This is a genomic window from Kribbella kalugense (assembly GCF_004365875.1).
In the GTDB taxonomy this organism is placed as follows: domain Bacteria; phylum Actinomycetota; class Actinomycetes; order Propionibacteriales; family Kribbellaceae; genus Kribbella; species Kribbella kalugense.
The window spans coordinates 503249-520891 of sequence record NZ_SODF01000001.1 but is presented as its reverse complement, the minus strand read 5'-3'; the positions used below and the strand labels follow the sequence as shown (position 1 = coordinate 520891).

14 protein-coding genes are annotated in these 17643 nt (G+C 66.9%); 5 read left to right on the top strand and 9 right to left on the bottom strand.

The window, feature by feature from the left end:
• The first annotated feature begins 21 nt into the window (after positions 1-21).
• Positions 22-1935 (top strand): HNH endonuclease signature motif containing protein, encoded by a 1914-nt coding sequence (locus tag EV650_RS40625; protein ID WP_202874331.1) that lies wholly within the window; start codon positions 22-24, stop codon positions 1933-1935.
• Between the two features lie 482 nt (positions 1936-2417).
• A complete protein-coding gene (locus EV650_RS02500) occupies positions 2418-4448 on the top strand; it encodes a phosphocholine-specific phospholipase C (protein WP_134114897.1) in 2031 nt (676 codons plus the stop codon).
• A 44-nt stretch (positions 4449-4492) separates the two neighbouring features.
• On the opposite strand, the gene EV650_RS02495 is transcribed toward EV650_RS02500, so the two are convergent.
• From EV650_RS02495 to EV650_RS02465, 7 genes are all read right to left on the bottom strand, one after another.
• Entirely contained in the window at positions 4493-5380 is an 888-nt protein-coding gene (locus EV650_RS02495; protein WP_134114895.1) for an ABC transporter ATP-binding protein, read from the bottom strand.
• Entirely contained in the window at positions 5377-6198 is an 822-nt protein-coding gene (locus EV650_RS02490; protein WP_134114893.1) for an ABC transporter ATP-binding protein, read from the bottom strand. Before EV650_RS02490 ends, EV650_RS02495 begins: the two co-directional genes overlap by 4 nt.
• On the bottom strand, positions 6191-7066 hold the full coding sequence (locus EV650_RS02485) for an ABC transporter permease (protein WP_238173987.1): 876 nt from the start codon (positions 7064-7066) through the stop codon (positions 6191-6193). The genes EV650_RS02490 and EV650_RS02485 overlap by 8 nt, the downstream gene beginning before the upstream one ends.
• Positions 7067-7071: 5 nt before the next feature.
• Positions 7072-8166: an ABC transporter permease gene (locus EV650_RS02480; RefSeq protein WP_134114889.1), complete on the bottom strand. Its 1095-nt coding sequence runs from the start codon at positions 8164-8166 to the stop codon at positions 7072-7074.
• Positions 8163-9902, bottom strand: coding sequence for an ABC transporter substrate-binding protein (locus tag EV650_RS02475; protein WP_238173986.1), 1740 nt, complete (start codon positions 9900-9902; stop codon positions 8163-8165). The genes EV650_RS02480 and EV650_RS02475 overlap by 4 nt, the downstream gene beginning before the upstream one ends.
• Positions 9903-10263: 361 nt before the next feature.
• Positions 10264-13296, bottom strand: coding sequence for a hypothetical protein (locus tag EV650_RS02470; protein WP_134114885.1), 3033 nt, complete (start codon positions 13294-13296; stop codon positions 10264-10266).
• 52 nt (positions 13297-13348) lie between these two features.
• Complete coding sequence (locus tag EV650_RS02465) at positions 13349-13786, bottom strand: cupin domain-containing protein (protein WP_134114883.1); 438 nt, start codon at positions 13784-13786, stop codon at positions 13349-13351.
• Between the two features lie 62 nt (positions 13787-13848).
• On the opposite strand from EV650_RS02465, the gene EV650_RS02460 reads away from it, so the two are divergent.
• Together EV650_RS02460 and EV650_RS02455 are read left to right on the top strand one after the other, a co-directional pair.
• Positions 13849-14643 carry an SGNH/GDSL hydrolase family protein gene (locus tag EV650_RS02460; protein ID WP_202874329.1) on the top strand — a complete coding sequence of 265 codons (795 nt, stop codon included), beginning with the start codon at positions 13849-13851 and terminating at the stop codon, positions 14641-14643.
• Positions 14640-15206, top strand: a complete 567-nt coding sequence (locus tag EV650_RS02455; protein ID WP_134114881.1) for a GNAT family N-acetyltransferase — start codon at positions 14640-14642, stop codon at positions 15204-15206. The genes EV650_RS02460 and EV650_RS02455 overlap by 4 nt, the downstream gene beginning before the upstream one ends.
• On the opposite strand, the gene EV650_RS02450 is transcribed toward EV650_RS02455, so the two are convergent.
• A complete protein-coding gene (locus EV650_RS02450; RefSeq protein WP_134114879.1) occupies positions 15203-16057 on the bottom strand; it encodes a phosphotransferase enzyme family protein in 855 nt (284 codons plus the stop codon). The two genes, EV650_RS02455 and EV650_RS02450, sit on opposite strands and share 4 nt — an antisense overlap.
• Before the next feature lie 41 nt (positions 16058-16098).
• Between EV650_RS02450 and EV650_RS02445 the strand changes: the two genes are divergently transcribed.
• The gene (locus tag EV650_RS02445) at positions 16099-16782 is read left to right on the top strand and encodes an alpha/beta fold hydrolase (protein ID WP_134114877.1); all 684 of its coding nucleotides are present in this window, start codon (positions 16099-16101) and stop codon (positions 16780-16782) included.
• Here EV650_RS02445 and EV650_RS02440 read toward each other — a convergent pair.
• Positions 16779-17567, bottom strand: a complete 789-nt coding sequence (locus EV650_RS02440; protein ID WP_134114874.1) for a GNAT family N-acetyltransferase — start codon at positions 17565-17567, stop codon at positions 16779-16781. The two genes, EV650_RS02445 and EV650_RS02440, sit on opposite strands and share 4 nt — an antisense overlap.
• Positions 17568-17643: the final 76 nt, after the last annotated feature.

The following is a 17643-nucleotide window of genomic DNA, read 5'->3' as shown; positions in this document are numbered from 1 at the left end:
GGGGCTGTCTACGGTGTGTGTATGGAGATTCTCGGGGAGCGACCGGTGTGGTCGATGAGTGGCGGCGAGATGGTGTCGAACCTGGACGCCACGTACGCCGAGATCGCCCGCCTCGAAACCCTCGCCCTGCACCTGACCGCGGGCCTCGAGACCATCGGCTACGCCAAGGATGTCGGTGCCGGCACCACGGCGCGGTTCCTGACCTTCCGCTACCGCATCGACGCCGCCAAGGCGCGCCGGGATGTCCACCTGGCCAATGCGCTACCGAAGTACCCCGCGGTCGCGGACGCGCTCCCCGATCCCAATCCCAACCATGCTCCCGGGACCACTCCCAGCGACGTTGGCAACGACACCGCCAACGACACCAGCGAGGGCGATGCAGGTGGTGAGGGCGATGCAGGTGGTGAGGGCGATGCAGGTGGCGAGGGCGATGCAGGTGGTGGGGTGCTGTTGCATCCGGCGCAGGCTGAGGCGATCGTGTCCGCGCTGGATAAGTTGCCGACGACGGTGCCGGTCGAGGACCTGGCGGTCGCCGAGCGGGAAATGGTCGAGCTCGGCCGCACGCACGGTCCGCTCGACCTCCGCAAAGCCGCCACCCAGATCCGCGATCGTCTCGACACCGATGGTCCCGAGCCCGCTGAGCAGAAGGCCTACGACCGCGAGACGCTGCGGTTGAAGACGGCCGACAACGGCGTCGCCTTCAGCGGGTTTCTGGCGAACGAGAACGCCGAACTGTTCCGCACCCTGATCCACACTCACGCGAAACCCCACAAAACCGTCGACGGCGCCCTGGACCCCCGCAGCCGCGACAAGCGCCAGGCCGACGCCCTCACCACCGTCCTCGGCGGCGCCAATGCCTACAACATCGGCGGCGTCGCCTGCACCAGTGCCAGTGCCAGTGCCGGCATCCTCGCAGGTGACGGCGCCGGCGGCGCGGGAACGGCCGAGAGCGCGACGGGTTCGGCGGACGACAGCGCGACGAGTGCCAACGGTGCAACTCGTGCCGGCAGCGCTAGCCCGGCCCGTGCCGGGCATGGCGCGAAGCCGCACATCACCGTCACCATCGACTTCAACGACCTCAAGGCCGCCAGCGCGACCGCGACAGGTCAGCTGATCTACGGCGGCAACCTGTCCGCGGCCACCATCCGCCGACTCGCCTGCGACGCCCACATCCTGCCGATCGTCCTCGGCTCGGATTCCCAGCCCTTGGACGTCGGCACCACCCTGCGGCTTGCCACCGGCCCCATGCGCAAGGCTCTCATCACCCGTGACAAAGGCTGCGTCTGCTGCGGAGCTCCACCCATCTACTGCGACGCCCACCACGTCATCAGCTGGATCGACGGCGGCGAGACCAAGATCGACAACCTCGTCCTCCTCTGTAAACGCTGCCACCGCGACCTGCACGCCGGCAGCTGGGACATTCACATCACCGACGGCATCGTTCACGTCGCCCGCCCCACCTGGGCGACCCCGGATCCGGCTCACCTCCACAAATACCGCCCACCAACCGCCGCAACCACGTCTACCGCCACGCCCAGCTCAGCCACCCCCGCTGCAACCACGCCCGGCGCAGGCATGCCCGGCGTACCCTCGCGCGTCTGGCCGCGTGACACCGACCCACCCTGGATCAGCGCAGATGACGCCGCCCGCCTCAACCCCTGGGGCGACGCGCCTGACGAACTGCCTGCCCGTACTCGAACGCGCCCACCTGCCGCTGACTTCGATCCCTGGGGCGACGACGGCAGCTCGATCGCGCAGGTCGATCCTCACAGCGACCTCAGGCCGAGCACCACCGTCGCATTCGACCCGTGGGATGACCTTGCCGCGGTCTCCGGCGACAACGAGTGCAGCCCTGGCGACGGTTCTAAACTCAACCCCTGTACTGCCGACGGGTGGCCTGACTCCGCGGAGCCTCGCACCACTACCGCTGCCTAGACGCGGCCGGCTTGCAAGGTTCCAGCAACCTCGTCCTCCTCTGTAAACGCTGCCACCGCGACCTGCACGCCGGTAGCTGGACCATCCACCTCAGCAACGGCGTCGTCCACGGCGCCCGCCCCTGCCGGGCCACCCGCCGGCCCGAGCCCCCAGCAGATACCGCTCATCTGCCCATCAGACCCCACCTCAGCTCCAAACGCGCCGGGAACAAGACCGTGCCCGAAGGGACCAGCTCCGCCTGTAGAGGTTCAGATCGAGCGCGCGAGCTTGTCCGCCTGCGCCAGGTGATCGGCGCTCGGACCCGCCCAGCGCACTTCACCTCGGCAGTCAGCCACCAAGTGGTTGCTCGGAATGGTTTGAAAGTCACCTGGGGTGGACAGCAGAGTTCATCTTCCGTCAGTTAATCGTTCAGATTAGGGTGCCTGCGATGCATTCCTGGTGTTTCAGACTCCATCCGCCCCACCGCCCGACAGGAGACTCGCATGCCAGATATCAATCGCCGACGGTTCCTGCAGCTTGCCGGAGCGTCGGCCGCGCTTGCCGCGATGACGAACAGTATCGAGCAGGCCGCCGCGATCCCGGCGCATCGCCGGTTCGGCAGCATCGAGGACGTCGAGCACATCGTCGTGCTCATGCAGGAGAACCGGTCGTTCGACCACTACTTCGGCACCCTCAACGGTGTCCGCGGGTTCGGTGACCCGCGGCCGGTGACGATGCCCAGCGGTCAGCCGGTGTGGCACCAGAAGAATGCCCTCGGCAAGGAGATCCTGCCGTTCCGGCCGGAGGCGGACAACCTCGGCCTGCAGTTCATCCAGGACCTCGCGCACAGCTGGGGCGACGCGCACCAGGCGGTGAACGGCGGCAAGTACGACCAGTGGATCCCGGCCAAGACGTCGACCACGATGGCGTACCTGACCCGCGAGGACATCCCGTTCCACTACGCGCTCGCGGACAAGTTCACGCTCTGCGACGCGTACCACTGCTCGTTCATGGGCTCGACCGACCCGAACCGGTACTACATGTGGACCGGCTACACCGGGAACGACGGCACCGGCGGCGGGCCTGTCCTCGGCAACGACGAGGCCGGCTACGGCTGGTCGACGTACCCCGAGCGGCTCGAGAAGGCCGGCGTGTCCTGGAAGATCTACCAGGACATCGGCGACGGTCTGGACGCGGCCGGCGGCTGGGGCTGGATCGACGACGCGTACCGCGGGAACTACGGCGACAACTCGCTGCTGTACTTCAACAACTACCGCAACGCCGCTGCCGGAAACCCCTTGTACGACAAGGCTCGCACCGGTACGAACGCGAAGGCCGGCGAGAGCCTGTTCGGCCAGCTCGCCGCTGACGTGAAGAACAACCGGCTGCCGAAGATCTCCTGGATCGCTGCGCCGGAGGCGTTCACCGAGCACCCGAACTGGCCGGCCAACTACGGCGCCTGGTACATCTCCCAGGTCCTCGACGCACTCACCTCGAACCCCGAGGTGTGGAGCAAGACCGCGCTGTTCATCACGTACGACGAGAACGACGGCTTCTTCGATCACGTCGTACCGCCGTTCCCGCCGCTGGACGCGAACCAGGGTCTGTCGACCGTCGACGCCGGGCCGGATCTCTACACCGGCACCAAGGCCGCGCACGGTGCGTACGGTCTCGGCCAGCGGGTGCCGATGCTGGTCGTGTCGCCGTGGAGCACCGGCGGCTACACCTGCTCGGAGACCTTCGACCACACGTCGATCATCCGGTTCATGGAGTCCCGGTTCGGCGTGCACGAGCCGAACATCTCGCCGTGGCGCCGCGCGATCTGCGGCGACCTGAGCTCCGCCTTCGACTTCGGTACGACGGCCACCCGGCCGGCCAAGCTGCCGGACACGACCGCGTACCAGCCGCCGGACAACAAGCGGCACCCGGACTACGTGCCGACGCCGCCCGCGGTCGGCAAGGTCCCCGTGCAGGAGCACGGCTGCCGTCGTACCCGGCCGTTGCCCTACGCACCTGTTGTCGACGGCATCGTTGCCGACAGCAAGTACAAGCTGACCTTCAGCTCCGGACCGCACACCGGTGCACAGTTCCTGATCACGTCCGCGAACCGCACCGACGGACCGTGGACGTACACCGCCGAGGCCGGCAAGACCGTCGCCGACAGCTGGAACCCGATCTACTCGGGCGGCGTCACCGACCTGACCGTCCACGGCCCGAACGGCTTCCTCCGCACCTTCAAGGGCAAGCCTGCGACCGGCCTGGAGATCACGGCTCGCGACACCCGCACCGGCGACGTCGTCCTCACCTTCACCTCCGACACCGCCCGCCGCGTGACGATCACGAACGCCTACACCGGCAAGACCAAGAACCTCGACGTCCGCAAGGGCAAGACCAACTACACCGTCACCACCAGCAGCCGCTGGTACGACGTCTCGGTCACGACCACCGCGGACACGACGTACCTCCGCCGCTTCGCCGGCCACGTCGAAACCGGCACCCCCGGCGTCAGCGACCCGGCGATCAAGACCGCCTGACACCAAGCAGCGGGACCTCCTCGGACAGGAGGTCCCGCTGCTGGTCAGATGATCGGCGCCTCTGGCTTGGTCGCGTCGCCGAGGGTGTTGTCGTCCAGGTGCTCGAGTTCGTCAACCTGGATGCGGGTGGTCCAGCGCTTGTCCGGGTCGGGTTGCGGGATCGAGTCGAGCAGCAGCTTCGTGTATGGATGGGACGGCTCGTGCATGACCGTGGCGACCGAGCCGCGTTCGACGATCTCGCCCTTGGTGATGACCATGACCTCGCCGCCCAGGTAGTACACCGTCGACAGGTCGTGGGTGATGAACAGTGTCGTCATCCCGTGTTCGCGCTGGAAGTCGAGCAGGATGTCCAGGAAGTGCTTGCGGACCTGGGCGTCCAGCATCGACACCGGCTCGTCCGCGATGATGAACGACGGCCGCAGCATGTGCACCCGGGCCAGCATGATTCGTTGCCGTTGGCCACCGGAAAGCTGGTGCGGGTAACGCCCGAGAACGTTCTCCGGCTCCAGCCGGACTGCTTTCAGCGACTCTTCGATCAGTTGCAGACCGGCCGCTCGCGTTGACGCCAACTTGAACTTCTTCACCGCTTTCCAGAGCACGCGATCCACCCGGTAGAACGGGTTGAAGATCGCGTACGGGTCCTGGAAGACGGGCTGTACGTCGCGACGGTACGCGTCGTACTCGGCGCGATTCAGCTTGAAGATGTCCTTGCCGCCGTACAGCACGGACCCGGCCGTCGGCTTCTGCAGGCCGAGCACGTTCCGGGCGATCGTGCTCTTCCCGCTACCGCTCTGGCCGACCAGGCTGACGATCTGCGGCGGCGACGCGAGCAGCTTGAAGCTCACGTCGTCGACCGCGGTAATGTACCCGTCGGCGACCCCACGGGCGTGGAATCGTTGCTGTACGCCACGAAGTTCGAGCTCCGACTTCATGAGGCCCTCCGTCCTACCTGCGGGATCGACTCGATCAGCTGCCGGGTGTAGGGATCCTGCGGATCCTTGAACACCTGGCGTACGTCGCCGACCTCGACCAGCTGGCCTTCGTACATCACGGCGACCCGGTCGACCAGCTGCGCGTGGACGCCCATGTCGTGCGAGATCACCATCAGCGTGACGCCGAAGTCGGTCCGCAGATCGGCCAGCGACTGCAGGATCACCCGCTGGATCGTCACGTCCATCGCGGTGGTCGGCTCGTCCGCGATCACCAGGTCGGGCTCGAGCGCGACCGCGATCGCCATCAGCACCCGCTGCTTCATCCCGCCGGACAGCTCGTGCGGATACATCCGGGCGACTCGGGGCTCCAGGCCGACCTGGGTGAGCAGCCGCGGGATCATGTCGCCGACCGCTTCCTTGCGATCCGGCGCGTGCTCGACGATCACGTCCTTGAACTGGTCGTGCACGCGCATGACCGGGTTGAGCGAACTCATCGAGCCCTGCGGGAGATACGAGAGCGCGCTCCACCGCAGTACCCGCAGCTCCTCGCCGTGCACCTTGAGCAGGTCCACCGGCGAACGGCCGGCCGGGTTGAAGATGACCGAGCCGCCGGTCACCTTGCCCGGTGCCTTGAGCAACCGGAGCAGAGCGACCGCGAGCGTGCTCTTGCCGCTGCCCGACTCCCCAGCGATCCCGAGGATCTCGCCGCGGCGGACGTCCAGGTTGATCCCGCGGACCGCCTGTACGTCGCCGCGGTTGGTCGAGTAGACGACGTCAAGGCCCTTGATTTCCAGGACATTGGCAGGAACGTCATTCACCGGCCACTCCCCTCAGCCGTGGGTTGTAGACCTCTTCCAACCCGATGTTCACCATGTTCAAGGCCGCGAACAGCAGCGTCAGCAACCCGACCGGTACGACGAACATCGGCCAGGCGCCCAGCGTCAGCGCACCGGTGCTGATCGCGCTGTAGATGATCTGACCGAGGTCGATCACGCCACCAGGCCCGAGCCCGATGATCTCCAGGCCGACCAGGCCGAAGATCGCGCCGAGGGCCGAGGACGCGAACCCGACCCCGATGAACGGCAGCAGGTTCGGCAGCAGTTCGGTGGTGATGATCTCCAGGTCGCGGGCCTTGCTCACCCGGGCCAGATCGACGTACGGCCGGGTCCGCAGACTCAGCACTTGCGAGCGGATCGTCTTCGCCGCGAACGGCCAGGCGAAGATCGAGATCATCACGCCGACCTGGAACAGGCTGACGTTCTTCGCGTACGCCGACAGCGCGATCAGCAACGGGAACGTCGGGATCACCAGCAAGATCCCGGTGAACGTCGAGAGAACGTTGTCGATCCAGCCGCCCTTGTACCCGGCGACGAAGGCCACAATCACGCCGACGACCGTCGAGATGACACCGGCGATCGCGCCGATCTGCAGCGAGACCGCAAGCGCCTTCACCACCATCGCGAACACGTCCCGGCCGAACTGGTCGGTCCCGAGCAGATGGCTGGGTCCAGGCACTTGCCACTTGTCGTACGCCGCCAGCTCGATCGGATCCTGACCGCCGCCGATGGCCTTCGCGATCAACGGGCTGAACAGCGCGACCAGCACCAGCACTCCGAGGATGACCAGGCCCATCGCCAGCCGCCGACTGTTCCGGATCGTCCGCAGTACAGCTCTGAGGATTCTCATCGGCATCACTTCCAGTACTTGACGCGCGGGTCAAGCAACGGCAGGAGGAGGTCGAGCAGGAGTACGGCGGTCAGCACCGAGAAGATCGCCATGTCGGTGACCCCGAGGATCGTGTTGAAGTCGAGCTGCTGGATCGCGGTCACCAGCGTGGTCCCGAGACCCGGATAGTTGAACAGCTGCTCGACGAGCACGTTGCCGTTGAAGATGAACCCCAGCGAGATCCCGAACGCGGTGATCTGCGGCAGGTAGCAGTTCCGCAGCGCGTACCGGGTCAGGATCCGCCAGCTCTTCAGTCCCTTCGCCTCGGCGTACACCAGGTAGTCCTCGCCGAGAATCGGGACCATCAGCATTCGGGTCGACAGGATCCAGCTGAACGTGCCGATGATCACGATCGACAGACCAGGCAGCAATCCGTACTTGAGCACGCTGCCGATGAACGCCAGCGAGATCCCTGGATTGATGTTGGAGTCGTACGCCGATCTCGCAGGCAACACACCCATCGAGTACGCGAAGATGTAGACCAGGATCAGCGCGACGAAGAAGTACGGCACGTGCGAGAGCGCGATCGACAGGTTGGTAGCGATCGAGGAGCCGAGCTTGCCGCGCCGCCAGCCGGCGATCGCGCCGATGACGACGCCCAGGACCCAGGAGAGTACGGACGCGATGCCGAGCAGACCGATCGTCCACGGCAGCGCTCGCAGGATCACCGTCTGGGCCGGCGTCGGGTAGTTGATCAGGCTCGGCCCGAGATCGCCGTGCAGGACCAGCTTCTGCATGTACACGACGTACTGCGTCAGCAGGTTCCCGTCGAGCCCGAACTCGTGCTTGTAGCGGGCGATGATCTCCGCGCTCGCCTGCGCGTTGTAGATGTAGTTCTGCTGCAGGGTCTGGATCAGCGTCTGGATCGGGTCACCCGGCATCAGCCGGAAGAAGAAGAACGCGATGGTCAGCGCACCCCAGAGCTCGATCAGGTAGAGCCCGAACCTGCGGAGCGCGTACGCCGCCAGCGGATGCCGCGACAGCCAGGCCCGCACCCCCGAGATGGGTGCGGAGTCCTGGCTCTTGTCGACGGCTACAGCGGGCGGGGCGTCCGCCGTCACGCCGGTCCCTTCTGCCCAGTGGGCTCGATCTTGCCGAGGACGAAGATGAAGTGCTGCCACCAGTTCAGCGGCACCTCGTACAGGTCGTCGTCGGTCGGCCAGCCCTTCCAGAACGTGGTGTTGAAGTACGACGGGTAGCCGGTCTGGATCACCGACAGCATCGGCAGGTCCTGGAAGTAGATCTCCAGCGCCTGGTTCAGCAGCGGCTTGGCTTCCTCGCTCTCCGGGTCGAGCTGGGCGAGCTTCTCCGAGATCGCGTCGAACTTCGGGTTCCGGTACCGCAGCTTGTTCTTGCCGGCCGCGTTCTTGCCGATCGGCTGGTACTTGTCGCTGGTCCAGTCCGAGTACAGCTGCTCGGGGTCGATCGCGATCCCGGCCCAGCTGGAGTCGATGTCGTACTCGCCGCGCTGGAACTTCTCGTCGTGCACGTTGCCGGCCAGGCTGCGCAGGGTGGCCGGGACGCCGACCTTGGCCAGGTCGGTCTTCAGCACGTTGGCGATCGCGTACTCACCGCCGTCGACCGGCGAGGGCGTGATGATCTCGAGGTTGATCTCCTTGCCCTTGTACATCCGCTTGCCGGCGGCGTTCTTCGGGGCGATCTCGTCGAGCAGCTGGGTCGCCTTGTCCGGGTTGAACTCGAACTTGTACTTGTTCGCGAGCTCGTCGTTCTTCCACTTGTCGTTGGACTTGTAGTCCGCCCACGGGTACTGCGCCGCCGGCACCGGGACCGGCCAGATCGACTTGCCGATCTTCTCCCGGTCCAGGCAGTAGTTGATCGCCCAGCGCATCTTCGGCTCCGAGATGACACCGCGGGACGGGTCGCAGTTCAGCCACATCACCCGTGGGTTCGGGTCGTGGAACTGGGTCGTCTGCAGCGCCGGGTAGCCGGTGTTGCGCAGCTGCTTGGCGTGCTGCTCGTCGACCGAGCCGACGTCGAACTCGGCCCGCTCGAACGCCAGCGACGCCTGGTCGAGCTGCTTCGACGTGCTCTGGTAGACGACGTACTGCGGCTTGACGTCGAGCTTGTCCTTGTTCCAGTAGTTCGGGTCCTTCTCCCAGATGAACATCTTCTGGTTCCGGATCGCCTGCTTCAGCTTGTACGGACCGCTGTGCACCGGCGGGTTGTCCTTGAACTTCGTCGGGTCCTGCGACTTCCAGATGTGCTCGGGCATGATCCCGAGCGGCGGTCCGGCGATCGCGGAGATGAAGTTGTAGTGGAACCGGGGCGCCGGCTTGGTCATCTTGACCACCGCGGTCTGCGCGTCCGGTACGTCGATGCTCTTGACGAACTCCTTCAGCTCGCCGCCGCCGCCGAACAGGTCCGGCCGGTCCTTGAGGAGCATGACGGTGAACTTGAAGTCGGCCGCCCCCAGCGGCTGTCCGTCGTTCCAGTGCGCCTTCGGGTCGAACTTGAAGGTGACCTCGGTGTGGTCGTCGTTGTACTTGTACTCGGTGGCCAGCCACGGGCGCATCTCGCCGGTGGCGAAGCTCAGGTAGAACAGCGGTTCGGTGCTCAGCTCCACGCCGGCGCCGGACGGCGATCCGTTCGGGATCATCCCGTTGAAGCTGTCGAAGACCGTGTACTCGACCTGGCCGACGATCACCGACTGGTCCCGTGGGACCGGGATGTTGGCCTTGCCGATCTGGATCGACTTGGTGGCGGCAGGCTTGTTGTTGTTGGCTGGCTTGTCGGAGTACGAGCCGCCACCGGAGCAGGCCGCCAGGAAGGCCGTCATCGCCGCAGCGGCACCTCCTCCGAGCATGCTTCGCCGACTCAGCTGATACCGGACGACGTCTTGGACGTCTTCGAACTGGGGGCGCGGCCCATTGGATGACACCTCGTTCATGACGAAAGTCACCTCCGTTTCCGTTGCGCGGACAGGCTTATCACCGACCGAGAGGTGTGACGGACTATAAGTAGCGTTGACAACGTTGGCAAGAGTTCGCTGCCACGTTGGAACTGCGATGTCATATCCGCTGATCAGTCGATATACCAACCTTTGACAACGTTGGCTCGCTCTGCGTGACGCCCGGAGGCGGAAACGCTTCCAACGGCGGTCACGCCGCGTGCAGATTCGGCCCCGCGGCCGATTCCGGTCAGTCGTAGACGGCGTCGACCAGAAGTTCGACGGATCGGTCCGGTTCGTTGAGAACCGCGCGGATCACATGGCGTTGGTCCCAGCGGCCCGCGGCCCAGGCGAGCGCCTTCGCGAGCCCGTCGAACGTCGCCGCGTGGGGTGCACCGTCGGCGTCCACCCACCAGAACACCTCGACCCCGTCGACGGTGAGCTCCTCGTGCTCCCACCACGTCGCCGGCACCTCGGGCACCAGCTCACGGACGATCGGCGGCACGTCGGCCGCCGTACCCTCGCCGTCGATCTTGCCTTCGGCAACATCCTGCGCGAGCGGTACGTCGAGCAGGTCGCTGAGCCCGTCCGCCGCGGCACCGGACCCGATCACGAACCCGCCGAGGTCCTCCCGCTGCACCCACATCGGGCCGTCGATCACGACCGCGTGATCCACGTCCGTCACCCGGGTCACGCCGTCCGTGCCGAGCACTCGGACCTGTTCCGGCGCTTCACCGGGGAACAGCGCGAGCGTGCCGAGCCGCGCCCACAGCCGGAGGATCGTTGCCTCATCGACCTCGCGCTCCGGGTCGGCCAGCCGATCGAGTACCAGGCTGATGCCGTCGGCATCGAGGTCGCCGACCTCGCGGACCAGACCGACCGCGGTCCGGACCTCGGGATCGAGGCCGGCCGTCCAGTCGGGTGCATCGTCGAGGAAGCTCGCGAGCACCGGTTCGGCATCGGGATCCGCGCGTCCGGCGAGCGGTTCGCCGTCCTCGAGCATCACGTGCTCACGGATCCACCAGGCGGCGTACGACGGTACGCCGAGCGGCCGGTCGTCCGGGCCGACGACGCGGACCTGGGTAACGAGCGCGCGCCGTAGATCTGGCTCAGAACCCATGATGTGCAGGGCTTTCGGCCAGCTGTCGTCGGTGATCCAGTCGAGGTCGCGGATCGCTTCGAGTTCTCCGACGCCGGCGCCGTACCGGGATCCGTCGGGTGCGACGTCGTACGCCCAGTCCTCGATGCCGTCGAGGTCCTGAACCGACTCGGGGAGTTGATCCAGGGCGACGTCGGACGCGGTGACGACCCCGAGGGAGGCAAGGACGCCGACCGCTTCGAGGGCGGGCTGGCCGTAGCGGTCGAGGAGGTCGCTGGCGATCGGTGCGACTTCGTCGGCGTCGAGGATGGTCTGGGCTGCGGAACCCTCGACCACCAAGGCGTTTGCAGGCACGAGGTCGCCGTCGGCATCGCGGAGTACCAGGTCGGAGAGCCACCACAGGCCGTCGGCCTGGGAGGGGTCGGCGGCGACCAGACTGAGTACGGCGTGGGCGATCGCGTCCGGGTCGGTGGCGTCGGCGGAGTGCTCGACAGCGGAGCGGACCGCGCTGTCCTCGAGGAGTGATCGCGGGGTGGCTGCGATCGCGCCGAGTCGTTCGAGGACCGGGTGGACGGCGTCGGGGTGGACTACGCGTACGCCGTACTCACCGAAGGCGGCGAGGGTGTCGAGCGGGATCTCCGGTCCGGGCAGCAGCAGACCGCGGGCGCCACGAACGAGTCGGCCGTCGGCGAGCGGTACGGGAAGGGTGCCTAGCGATTCTCTGATCAACGGGTCGGTGACCATGGTCGTGAGGGACGTGTAGAGGTTGCCCCACCACTCTGGCGACTCCTCTCCCCCGAGCTGGTCGATGACCTCGGACAGCTCGAGACGCCTTACCTGCAAGGCATCCAGGGCCAGTCGGTCCTCCCGGCGCGACCGGATCAGGCCTGGCACGATCGGTGCGAGGACCTCGTTGAAGGCATCGTCCGCCCCCTCCACCACCACCGCATCCCGCGGCCGGAGTACGACGTCGTCCTCGACTCCCCGGACGAGCTCCACGCCGGGCAGCACCCCGAGGATCTCGTCCCGTAGCACCCGATCAAGCGCTCCGGCCGCCAGCCCGGTGGGCACGAGGCCCAGCACGTTGTCGCCGTCGGCAGCCCGCTCCCTCAACAGCTCGCCGTACGCCGTCGCCGCTTCCTTCACCAGCCAGTCGGTCAAGGGGCCTTTGGCAACGTGCCGGCGAGTGGAGTCGAGCGGGAAGGTTGCCAACAGCAACGCTCCGAGCGAGAGCGGCTCGTCCGTGGGGGTCGGCGCGTGGACCGTTCCCGGTGGCGGGACTTGGGTGCGGGGTAGGGCCCAGACGACGGACCAGTTCGGGCGGGAGCGCTCCTCGGTCGGGCGGTCGGCGAGGAGTTGTTCGCGTTCGGCCGCGTCGAACACGCCGCTCGCCCGCTGGATCCACCAGCGAGACTCGGCGTCTTCCAGGACTCGACGTCCGTCGTCGGTCTCGATCTCGATGCGTTCCAGACCGGGGAGGGCGAGCAGGAGCGCGTCGTCTGCTTCGGACAACAGGCGGCGTACCAGAGCGACGGCTGCCTCGTCGCGGAGCGGAAGGATGACCGCGGTGTCGTACCCGGCGGGTGGTTCGCCGTCGGCCTCGAACGGCAACCGGAGGACGGGGACCTGACCGTCGCGGCGACGCACCTCGGTGTCGAGATCAGGCGAAATCCCCGCGATCGCGGCCGCGGTGTCGGCCTTCGAGAACCGGACGCCGCCGGTCCGCGAGAGGACGACCGGTTCGTCGGTGACGGCGAGTACGGCTGAGAAGCCCACGCCGAAGCGCCCGACCGACGCCACCCACTCACCGCCGCCGGCCTGGGGAGGATTTCCGCCCGATCCGGGTAGAAGATCCTCCCCACCCGGGGGTGCGAGATCCGGTCGCTTGGCGGAGGCTCGGAGGGTTGCCAGTGATTCGACGCCCTCGGCGTTCAGCGGTGCACCGGTGTTTGCCACCACCAGCGTGTGGTTCCTGAACTCGAACAGAACACGACCCCGCACGCCCAAGCGGGCCGCGGCGTCGGCGGCGTTCTGCGCGAGTTCGATCACCAGGCGGTCGACGTACCCGCCGAGGGCGAGTTCCTCCTCGGCGTTCGCGTCCTCCCGGAAGCGGACGGGCGCGGCCTCCCACCCGGCCAGCACCCGCTCGCGGATCCCCGTCGTACCGAACACGTCGTCAGTCACCGACGCAGTATGTCGCACCTCCGGGCAACCGAATCTGCCCGCAACATAACGGTTACTGGAACGAACAGCCCGGGTTGGGTGCGTCTTCGGACAGCGGCTTGCTATGCGGGAGGACGTAGAGCACCTCGAGCACGATCGGCCTGGTGCCGAGGTTGCGGCCGACGTGGACGTGGCTGGGTCCGTTCGGCTCGGTGAACGCGGCGCCGGCCCGGTAGACGCCGTCGGTCTTGCAGTCGTGATCGGAGTGCGTCAGCGTGCCCGCCTTCACGAACGCGTACAGCGTGCCGTCGTGGAAGTGCCACCCCGTCGTGCCGCCCGGCTGGATGGTGATCTCGCGCAGCACGTAGTCGGTCCCGCCGACCGTGGTCTGCGACAGGATCGTGCCGGTGACGCCCGACCCCGGTGTGGCGTCCGCCGCGGACGGGAGCAGACCGATCGCCAGCCCACCGGCGGCGACCGCGGTGAGGGCTCCCCGAGTGAATCGGTACATGAGGATTACCTTTCCTGAAGCGGTTTGTCGGCTCATGGTGGCAGGTCAACTATCGTGGTGCGGTGATCGCATCCGGCAGCCGGTACGTCGCCCTTGGTAGTTCGTTCGCGGCCGGGCCGGGGATCAGCCCGATCGTGCACCCGCCCGCGGGCCGTTCGGGCAACAACTACGCGCACCTGGTCGCGGCCGAGCTCGGGCTCGACCTGACCGACGTGTCGTACTCCGGCGCAACCACGGCCCACCTGCTCGACACCCCGCAGGACGACGCCCCACCACAGCTCGAGGCCCTCACGCCGGACACGGCGCTGGTCACGATCACCGTCGGCGGCAACGATCTCGAGTACATCGGGACGTTTCTCCGCGGGAGCTTCCTCAACACGCTCGCCAAACCGGCGACGATCTTCGGCCGCCGGGTGGCGAACCGGATCCGGGCGCGGGTCAGTTACCTCAAGGACGAGGCGTCGTACCAGGCCATCGCGGACTCGCTGACGACCGTGGTCGAGCGAGCGAGAGAGCGCTCCCCGGAGGCTCGGATCGTGCTGGTCGACTACCTGAGTTTGGTCGGTCCGGGTACGCGGGCGCGTCTCGACGTACCGCTGAACGAGGAGCAACTGCCGAGCGTTGCGATGATGGCGGAGGGTCTGGCTGCCGCCTTCGCGAAGGCTGCTGCGGCGACGGGCGCCGATCTGGTCGCGGCGTCGGCGGCGAGTCTGGACCATGCGATCGGTACGGCGGAACCGTGGACGACCGGGTTCACGCTGCTGCCGCCTAATCTCGGCGGGTTCGTGCCGTATCACCCGAACGCGGCCGGCATGCGAGCCATCGCCGACCTGATCGTCAAGGAGCTTCGGGCATGAAGGTGCGGGAGGCAACCACTTCGGATGTCGACGCGGCGGTGGAGATCTTGGATCGGGCCTTGGGCGACTATCCGATGACGCTCGCGTGCATCGATCCGGGGCGGTTGACGGAGTACCACCAACTGTTCGTCAGCGCGATCGGTCTGCCGCACGGCCGGATCTGGGTGACCGATGATGTGAGCGCGGTCGCCGTGTGGTTCCCGCCGACCATGGCTGCGGACGTGTTTGCACCGCATGCGGCTGCGTTCCAGGAGATCTCTGGTTCGCGGGCGGCGGTGGCTGCGGAGTACGGGCAAGCGACCGCGATCTTTCATCCCCCGGAGCCCTTGTGGGTGCTGGCTCTTGCGGCTGTCGATCCGGATCTCCAGCGGCAGGGGCTCGGGCGCGCTGTTATCGCGCCTGGACTGGCAGCAGCGGACGCCGAGCACGTTGCCGCCTTCGTCGAGACGCAGGACCCTGCCAACGTCGGCTTCTACGAATCGTTGGGCTTCATCGTGACCGCCGAGCTGGAACTCCCCCACCGCGGGCCGATCCACTACGCGATGTATCGCGCCGCCCGCTAGTCGGCGATCATCATGTCGAGGGTCGGCCAAGGAGGACCCGCGCGCAGCACGCGGATGAACTCCTCGCCGAAGCGCCTCCCGTTCGGGAACTCGTCGCCGACGTCCCAACGCCACGCTGCGACCATCGCGAGAACGAGCTGCCGGCAATCGTCCAGCAGTCCTTGATCAATGCCCGGGTAGTGCTCGCAGACCGCCGCAGGAACATGCGCGAGATCGAACTCGACCGGTCCACGACAGCACGTCTCGAAGTCGATGAACAGCGGGCCGTTCTTCGTGCTGAGTACGTTGCCTGGATGCGGCTCGCCGTGCAGCAGCTGCTCCGGGGGTTCGCGGTCGTCGATCGCCCGTCGCAGGCTTTCTAGTCTGCCACTGAGGAACACGCGGTCCTCGTCAGCGAGCTCCGGCGAGAGCTCCGCATTGCCGACGATCTCTACCGCCTCCGCGATCCGATCCGTGAACCGCGGGCTCGGCAGATCAACCTTGCGCATACCGGCGTGCAGCTGCTCCAGCGCCTCGGCGAACTCGGCCGGTGAGACGCCAGGTGTCACCGGCTCGTAGTAGGTCCACAGCGTCACTGCGAAGCCGTCACGCGTGTACACCAGCGGCTCCACCCGAGGCTCCAAGGCTGCTACCGGCGATCCAACCTCGGCAAGCCGTTGAGCCAGCTCGACCTCGAACTGCGCAACCTCTTGCCCCACAGGAGCAACCCGGGCAAACACGTCGCACGGCGTCAACCGCAACGCCAACTTGTTCGAGTTATGCAGAACGACCGCGTCATCAGCCTGCAGGTCAAGCGACACAGCAATCGAAGTCGCAACCGCAATCGCCCGCGCAACCTCGGAAGTCTCCATGACGAGTCAGGCTACATTCGTGACCTTGTCCGGTCCCCTGAATTTACGGTGGCCCTGGGGCCGGTAGTCCTTCCGGTACGCCGAAGTTGTTCGACCTGGAGCGCTACCGGATCATCCTGTTCGATCAACGCGGTTGCGGACGCAGCACGCCGCACGCGAGTGATCTTGCGACGGACATATCGCTCAACACGACCGAGCATCTGTTGCGTGACATGGAACAGCTGCGTGCGCAGCTTGGGGTGGAGAGGTGGTTGTCGTTCGGTGGGTCGTGGGGGTCGGCGTTGTCAGTCGCCTGTGCGGAACGGCATCCGGAGCGGGTGTCGGAGATGCTGCCGGCGTTCTGGTTGATGGGTCGTGCGGAGGTTGACTGGTCTGCTTGGGAGGATGCCGTGCTCTCGCTGGAGCCTCACGGAAAGCCGGCTCCGTTCAGCGACCGTGCCTCGGACGACCTGTTGGCGTTCGCGCGGATCTGCGCTCACTACGCGGCCAACAACGGCTGGTTGGAGGACGGGGCTCTGCTTCGCAATGCCGGGCGTCTGGCAGGGATTCCGGCGGTGATCATGCATGGGCGGCTCGATTTGAGCTGTCCGTACGACGCGGCCTGGCAGTTCGCTCAGGCCTGGCCCAATGCGGAATTGGTTGCCTTCGACGACGCCGGCCACAAAGGCAGCCCGGCGATGCACGATCACGTCCGCAGCACGGTCGCGCGATTCAGCGTGCTCTAAGGCTTGTGGACGTACGGCGTGGTCGTCGTGACCGCGAGGAAGCCGAGGCGCTGCAGGATCGGGGAGCTGTCGTCGGAGGCATCGACGTGGAGGTACTTGTAGCCGAGCTCGACCGCCCGCACTGCACGGACCGCGACCAACGCCTTGTAGATGCCCTTCCCCCGCCACTCCGCGAGCGTCGATCCACCCCACAGACCGGTGAACTCGGTGCCCTTCTTGTACACAGCCCACGCTGCGGAGACCACCTGCCCGTCAGCCTCGGCGACGTAGATGTCGGTGAGTCCGGTTGCGTGCCGGCGTACCAGGTCGTCGGTCAGGCAGGACCAGTCGTCGTTCCAGACCGTCGACTCCATCGCGGCGATGCGCTCGAAGTCCGCGCGATCGTTCACCAGGTGGATCGTCACACCGTTGACCGACTCGCGGCCGTGCAGCCGTTCAGCGATGTCCGCGCTCTCCGCGACGAGTACGGTCTCCTGCTCCTCGGGCTCGAATCCGGCCGCCCGCAACCGGTCCGGCAGGTCAGCAGGCAGGTCGTGACCGCGCAGCTTCCACTCGACCGCCTGGCCCTTGGCGGCGAAGTAGTCCCGCTGCCGGGCGATCAGCGCGTCGACGGCAGCGCTGTCGAGACCGTCGAGCGAGCGGTAGCTGACGAATCCACGGTTCGGGTACTCGACCCGGATCACCGGCCCGTCCATGCTCGTCGGCACGTCCGCGCTCTCACTCGTCCCGCGCAGCTGGTCGTCGTACACGGCGAGCAACTGCTCGCGCTTCGAGGCATCGGTCACGTGAGGACTCTGGCACGGCGAAGGACCAACCGCCGCACATTCCACCGTGCCGAAAGCCTCCGCCGACGACCGGCCG